This is a genomic window from Brevibacterium sp. 50QC2O2, assembly GCF_024580675.1.
GTDB classification, from domain to species: domain Bacteria; phylum Actinomycetota; class Actinomycetes; order Actinomycetales; family Brevibacteriaceae; genus Brevibacterium; species Brevibacterium moorei.
On sequence record NZ_JANIJZ010000008.1, the window covers coordinates 140046 to 147001 of the forward strand.

Consider the following 6956-nt stretch of genomic DNA (forward strand, 5'->3'; position numbering starts at 1 on the left):
TTAAACCATCGTTATGTTACGGGCGATCATCGGGCCCACACTGTGACCGCGCGCGGGTCCGGCAGTCGCGGCGGGACCGGGCACGAGGCCCTACCCGGTCCCGCCGCCGGCCCCGGTTCAGACGGCCCTCGGTTCAGCGGCTCGCCAGGCTAGTTCAGCAGGCCCGCCAGGCTACCTGTCACCGGCGAAGCGCTGTAGCTCGTGGCCCAGCCGGTCCACCAGATCGGCCGATGCGGCGAGCTTCCCGTCGGCGTAGATGAAGTCGTGGGGCGTACCCGCGTACTCCCAGTGCTCGGCGGTGTTCCCAGCCGCACGCAGGGCCACGGCATAGGCCCGTCCCTCATCGCGGAGCACATCGCAGCCGGCGGTTACGACCAGCGCGGTGGGCAGGTCGCTCAGGTCGGCCGCCCGCGCCGGCGCGACCAGCGGGTTGACAGTGGCACCGGGGACCGCGGCGATGTAGTTGTTCCAGTAGAACACCATCCGGGAGGCCGTCAGACCATGGCCGGTGGCGAAGAGCTCATAGGATCGTGTGTTCATCGCCGGATCCACGGCGGGGTAGATCAGCAGCTGGGCGGCGGGGACCGCGGTGCCCGCCGGTCGGAACCCCAGATCGCCGGCCAGGGTTGGGATCAGCAGTTCCGGTGTGGCGGCGGCATCCGGCGCACCGGCGACCCTGGCCGCGTCGCGCAGGGCCAGGCAGGCCGCGGCGGCCAGGTTCCCACCGGCGGAATCACCGCCGATGACGATCCGCTGTGGGTCGATGCCGAACTCCTCGGCACCTGCGACCAACCAGTCGAAAGTGCTGAGCACATCGGCCAGAGCGGTGGGGAAAGGGTGCTCCGGGGCCTTCTGATAGGTCAGGGTGACGACCACCGCGCCGGAGCGGTTCGCGATGCGCCTGGCCATCACATCGCTGAGAGTCGAGGTGCCCTGCGTCCAGCCGCCACCGGGCAGGTAGAGCAGCGCAGTGCGGCCGCCGGTGCTCTCACCGGAGCAATCAGTGCTGGCCGTAGTGGCCTCGGCCTCCGCCGCGGGTGCGGGGGCCGGATAGTACAGGCGCACCGGCAGGTCGGCGGTGGGTGCGGAGTGGAAGCGGTGCACCACCGCCGCCACGGCCTCGGGCTCGCGTTGCCGCCAGCGCGCGTTCTGGGAATTCTCACGGGCCTGGGCCAGGCTCAGGTCCTCGACGGGGGTGGGGAAGCGCTGGGCCACCTGCGCCAGATAGTCGCGGGTGGCCGGGCTCAGGGTACCGACTGTGGCATCGTATGCGGGATCCGTGAAGTCCGGATCGACGGCGGGCTGTGTCATGTCTTCAGGGTAGCCCCCGCATTTTGTACCCCCAGTCCCATATCACCGTTGAAGACAGGGGTGTTATGGGACTGGGGGTAGATTATGCGCGAGGCCCTAGCCGGCTGTGGCGCCGAAGGCCAGGCCCAGCACGTAGGTCACGGCCGCGGCTCCATAGCCCACGGCCAGCTGCCGCAGCGCTCTGGGCAGCGGCGCCTTGCCGGAGAGCACCCCGGTGACGCCGCCGGTGAACAGCAGGGCCAGCCCCACCAGTCCCGTGGCCAGGGCGACGGCCGGCAGTCCCGACATGCCGAGGATGTACGGCAGGATCGGCACCAGGGCGCCCGAGGCGAAGAAGCAGAAGGACGCGGCGGCCGCGGGCAGCGCACGGCCCAGCTCCTCATAGGATTCGACTTCCAGATTCCGCGGCAGGAAGGTCACGCGGCGGTGGCTGCGCGATTTGCCGATGGCCGTCTGTGCGGCGAGTTCGGCGGCCGCCGACTCCATCCCGCGGGCCCGGAAGACCAGGGCCAGCTCATTGGCATCCACATCGAGGCTGGCCAGGGCCTCGGTCGAATGCGGGTCGGGGTGGCCGGCGTCGAGCAGTTCGCGCTGGGAGCGCATGGAGATGAACTCGCCGGCGGCCATCGACATCGCCCCGGCCAGCAGGCCGGAGACACCGGTGAGCAGGACGACGTGGGTGCCGACACCTGCGGCACCCACCCCCAGCACCAGGGCCAGATTCGACACCAGACCGTCGTTGGCGCCGAACACCGCGGCGCGGAAGTTCCCGGAGATGCGGGCGCGGGCCTTGCCCGCCAGGGCGCGCACGACCTCGGAATGGACCTGTTCGTCGGCGGCCATCGCCGGCGTCGCATGCGCATCGGTGGCATAGGGGGAGCGGGACTCGGAGCCCTGGGCCAGGGCCAGGACGAAGATGGAACCGAACATGCGGGCCAGCCAGCTCAGCAGCAGAATGTCGAACGAGGCCCGGCGGCGGCCCTGCGCATGCGGGCCCAGCAGCTTGATCCAATGGTCCTGGTGGCGGCGCTCGGCATCGGCCAGGGCGGTGAGGATCTCGAAGTCCTCGCCCGACTTCTTCTTCGCGGCCAAGCGCCGGTAGACCTGCTCCTCGGCACGTTCATTGGCCAGGTAGCGCTGCCATCTGGCGATGAGTTCCGGATCTGTGGCGACGGGACCGGCGGTATCGGGCGAGTCGGCGGATGAGGTGTCCATATCGCGATCCACCATACCGGGATGCGGACGCCGCGCCTATTAGATGTGCTGGAGGCCGGACTTAGAGGAATCAAAGAAAAGCCGTTTCGGCTCAGAACACGATGTTTCGGCTCAGAACACCGTGATGGTGTTCACCGTGTACTTCTCCAGCTTCGCAGGGTCGACGGTGACGCCGAATCCGGGGCCGGTCGGCACGTCCACGCGGCCGTCGTGCATGACGATCTCCTCGGTGATGTCCTCGGCGTAGAAGCGGTTGGACCCGGAGATGTCGCCGGGCAGGGTGAAGCCGGGCAGGGTCGCCAGGGCGGCGTTGGCCGCACGGCCCAGGCCGGTCTCCAGCATTCCGCCGTGCCACACGGCGATGCCCGCGGCCTTGGCCAGATCGTGGATCTTGCGGGCCTCCAGGTAGCCGCCCACGCGGCCGGGCTTGATGTTGATGATGTCGCAGGCGCCCAGCGCGATGGCGTCGGCGGCTGCCTCGGCGGAGACGATCGATTCGTCGAGGCACATGGGGGTGGACATGCGCTTGGCCAGTTCCGCGTGCTGGCGGATATCGGCTTCACCCAGGGGCTGTTCGATCAGCAGCAGGCCGTACTCGTCGAGCCGGCGCAGACGGGCCGAGTCGACCAGGGTGTACGCGGCGTTCGCGTCGACCTGGAACAGGAAGTCATCGCCGAACTCCTTGCGCACGGCGGCGACGGGCTCGATGTCCTTGCCCGGCTTGATCTTCAGCTTGATGCGGGCGTAGCCCTCCTCCAAGTAGCCGCCGATCACCTTGAGCAGATCGGGGATCGAATCCTGGATGCCCACGGACACGCCGGAGGGCACCGAGGTCTCGACCCCGCCCAGGTAGTCGCGGAAGGACAGGTTGCGGTCCTTGAGCTGGGCCTCGAGCACGGCCATCTCCATGGCGGCCTTGGACATCGGGTGGCCGATGATGTGGCGCAGGTGCCAGGCGACCGTTTCGGCTGTGAGGTCCTCGGCGTCGCGCAGCAGCGGGGCCAGCCACTTGGTGATGACGTCGATCGAACCGTCGACGTATTCCGGGGAGTACAGCGGATCGGTCATCGCGACCGACTCGCCCCAGCCGGTGACGGGGCCGTTCTCACCCTCGAAGGCGGCCTCCAGCAGGAAGGTGTCCTTGACCGTCTGGGTGCTGAACGAGGTGGTGAAGGGCGCGACCAGGGGCAGCGCGATGCGGTGGAGCTTGAGTCCGGTGAGTTTCATCTTCTCTTGTTCTCGCTAGTTCTCTTTGATTCGTTTCGAACAATGTGTGATCTGTGGGTCCGGCCGGGATTCGGCCGGATGTGCCCGGCCGGATGTGCCCGGCCGGATGTGCCCGGGCAGGGTTCAGTCGGCCCAGAGCTGGTCTGCGATGAGTGCGGCCAGCAGGGCTGTGCGCGGGGCGATGTAGTCGACCAGCGCGTGTTCGTGTTCGGCGTGCGCTCCGTCGCCGACGGCTCCCAACCCGTCCAGGGTGGGCACGCCGATCCCGGCGGTGAAGTTCCCGTCCGAGGCGCCACCGACCTCGATGCCCTCGGGCGCCTCGATCCCCAGGGACTCAGAGAGCGCCAGGGCCCGGTCGAACAGGCCCTGGGCCATTGCGCGCTCCAGCGGCGGCCGGTTGATGCCACCGCGGATGACGATCTTCGCCTCGGCGTGCTGCGGGGTAAGCGCCCGGATGGCGGCGTCCACGCGCTCCTGCTCTGCGACGGTCTTCGCGCGCACGTCCACATCGAACTGCGCATAGGCCGGCACGGTGTTCGTCGTGGTGCCGCCGGACAGGCGGGTCGGGGTGACGCTCGTGCCCAGCCCGGCGTCGCCGAAGGTCGCGACCTGCTGGAGCAGGGACGCCAGCTCGAGACCGGCGTTGATGCCCTTCTCCGGCTCGAGACCGGCGTGCGAGGCCCGGCCGTGGACCTCGACGACGTACATCGAGGTGCCCTTGCGCTCGACCTTGAGCGCACCAGGGCCCGTCGAACCGGTGCCAGAGGCCTCCATCACATAGGCGGCCCTGGCGCCGCGCGCCTCGTCCTGGATCAGGCCGGCGCTGGTGGGCGAGCCGATCTCCTCGTCGCCGGTGACCAGCACGGTCAGGCCCGCCAGGGCCGCCTGCGGATCGCCGCCGGCTGCCGCCACGGCCTCCTGCAGCAGCTGCACGGCTGTGAACGCCATGACATCGCCGGTGAGCATATCGAAGGAGCCGGGGCCGGTGAGCACGCCGTCCGCCACCTGGAAGGGCTTGCGCTCCAGGGTGCCGTGCGGCCACACGGTGTCCTGGTGGTCGACCAGCACGACGCGCGGCTGGTAGTCGGCGGGGCGCTCGCCGGCCGATTCCGCGCCGAAGCGCAGGACGAGGTGGGGTGTGCCCTCGACGATCACCTCGGCGGGGCGGGCGCCCAGGCGCTGCTGGACGATATCGGCGGTCACGCGTGCACCGGCGGCCACCGCCTCCTTGTCCTCGGACGGCGTCTCGATGGTGATGAGTCGTTCGATGTCGCCCAGCATCTGGGGCAGCTTGGCCTCTGCCAGGGTGGTCAATGTTGGGAGGAGGGCGGGGATGTCGATCGGTGCCGGCACTGGAACTTCCTTTGTTCGGATCGTCTTGTTCGGATCAGCGGGAGGCTGTGATACGTCTCCTACTCATCCTATGCAGGGACCCACTTGTGTGCAGCCGGTGGGTGTGGTTTCGTAAGCCCATGGGTGAAGCAGTATCCGCGCGGCGGTACACTCCGCAGCAGCGCACCAGCTACCGCAAGCGGCTCAACGCCGACCTCGAGACCTTCGACGGCTATCTGCAGGATGCGGACTTCATGTCCCACGGCACGATCGGCATGGAGCTCGAGCTCAACATCATGGACCGGAAGTTGGCGCCGGCGGCCCGCAACCCCGAGGTGTTGGCCGCCCTGGCGCGCGACGCCCCGGAATACGCGGGGGACTTCCAAACCGAGATCGGCGCGTTCAACTTCGAGATGAACCATCCGGTGCTCTCGGTCGAGGGCAACGGGCTCGAAGACCTGGCGAACGGTCTGCGCGCTCGGGTCGCCGCCGCCGATGCGGCCTGCAGGTCCTCGGATTCGCGGCTGGGGATGATCGGAACCCTGCCGACCCTGACACCGGAGTTCCTGGGCGGTGAGGGCTGGATGACGCAGGAGAACCGCTACGCGGCCCTGTCGAATGCCATCCTGGACGCTCGTGGGGAACTGGTCCACGTCGATGTGCAGGACCGCGAATACTTCCGCGGGGACTTCGCCGATGTGGCACCCGAGGCTGCCTGCACCTCTATGCAATTGCACCTGCAGGTGGCGCCCACCTCGTTCGCGGTGGCGTGGAACGCCTCGCAGGCGATCGCCGCGGTGCAGGTGGCACTGGCGGCCAATTCGCCGCTGTTCCTGGGCCGCAAACTGTGGCATGAGAGCCGTATCCCGGTCTTTGCGCAGGCCATCGACACGCGCACTCCGGAACTGGTGGCCCAGGGGGTGCGACCCAGGGTGTGGTTCGGGGAACGCTGGATCACCAGTGTGTTCGACCTGTTCGAGGAGAACGTCAGGTACTTCCCCGCGCTGTTGCCGGAATCGCGGGAGGATGCGGGGACCCCGGAGATGAAGGGCAATGCGCCCAGCCTGCACTATTTGAACCTGCACAATGGGACCGTGTGGCGGTGGAACCGGCCCATCTACTCTCCAGGGGACGGCACGGATGACGCCCACCTGCGGGTGGAGAACCGGCTACTGCCGGCAGGTCCCACCGTCGATGACATGGTCGCCGACGCCGCCTTCTACTACGGCCTGGTCAAGCACCTCTCGGAACAGAACCGGCCCGTGTGGTCGCGCCTGCGCTTCCCGGAGGCGCAGCGCAACTTCGAGTCCGCGGCGCGCTCCGGCCTCTACGCCAGGGTCGACTGGCCGACCCTGGGCAGGGTGGATGTGGCCGAGCTGGCCCGGCAGCGGCTGATCCCGCAGGCTCGAAAGGGGTTGGAGAAGTTGGGCGTGGCCCCACGGCTGATCGAGAAGTACATGGGGATCATGGATGCCAGGGCGAACAATCGGCAGAACGGCGCGGCCTGGCAGCTGCGCACGCTCAACGGTTTGAAGCCGCGGGTCACGACACCGGGCAGCCCGGAACGCGCCGAGGCCCTGGCCCGGGTGATGGAGCTGTACCTGGAGAACCAGGCGACGGGGGATCCCGTGCATACCTGGCCGGTGCGCGCCTGAGGAGTGTGCGGGGCCGGAGGGACGTGCGGGCCGGCTGTTCGCGGTCCGGGCGTCGGCGGGTCCGCTGCCGTCCGCCGAGGTGCCGGGGAGTAGCACGGATCACTCTGGTTCGGGTTGCGGCCGGGTTGCGGGTCGTGTAATGTTTTCTCTTGTCGCCAGGACAGCCCAGCGGGTTCGCGGGGCCGGAAATCCCGGCGGCAGTGAACATAATCGAGC

5 protein-coding genes are annotated in these 6956 nt (G+C 68.7%); 1 reads left to right on the forward strand and 4 read right to left on the reverse strand.

The features are described from left to right. Nucleotides 1-171: 171 nt before the first annotated feature. The 4 genes from NQ038_RS08545 to NQ038_RS08560 all read right to left on the reverse strand — a co-directional run bounded on the left by NQ038_RS08545 (nt 172) and on the right by NQ038_RS08560 (nt 5106). Nucleotides 172-1311 carry an alpha/beta hydrolase gene (locus NQ038_RS08545; protein WP_257049628.1) on the reverse strand — a complete coding sequence of 380 codons (1140 nt, stop codon included), beginning with the start codon at nt 1309-1311 and terminating at the stop codon, nt 172-174. A 96-nt stretch (nt 1312-1407) separates the two neighbouring features. Then, nucleotides 1408-2526 (reverse strand): VIT1/CCC1 family protein, encoded by a 1119-nt coding sequence (locus NQ038_RS08550; RefSeq protein ID WP_257049629.1) that lies wholly within the window; start codon nt 2524-2526, stop codon nt 1408-1410. Between the two features lie 111 nt (nt 2527-2637). Next, nucleotides 2638-3753: an o-succinylbenzoate synthase gene (gene menC / locus NQ038_RS08555; protein WP_257049630.1), complete on the reverse strand. Its 1116-nt coding sequence runs from the start codon at nt 3751-3753 to the stop codon at nt 2638-2640. A 123-nt stretch (nt 3754-3876) separates the two neighbouring features. Then, nucleotides 3877-5106 carry a M20/M25/M40 family metallo-hydrolase gene (locus NQ038_RS08560; protein ID WP_257049631.1) on the reverse strand — a complete coding sequence of 410 codons (1230 nt, stop codon included), beginning with the start codon at nt 5104-5106 and terminating at the stop codon, nt 3877-3879. A 119-nt stretch (nt 5107-5225) separates the two neighbouring features. On the opposite strand from NQ038_RS08560, the gene NQ038_RS08565 reads away from it, so the two are divergent. Further along, a complete protein-coding gene (locus NQ038_RS08565; RefSeq protein ID WP_257049633.1) occupies nt 5226-6740 on the forward strand; it encodes a glutamate--cysteine ligase in 1515 nt (504 codons plus the stop codon). Nucleotides 6741-6956: the final 216 nt, after the last annotated feature.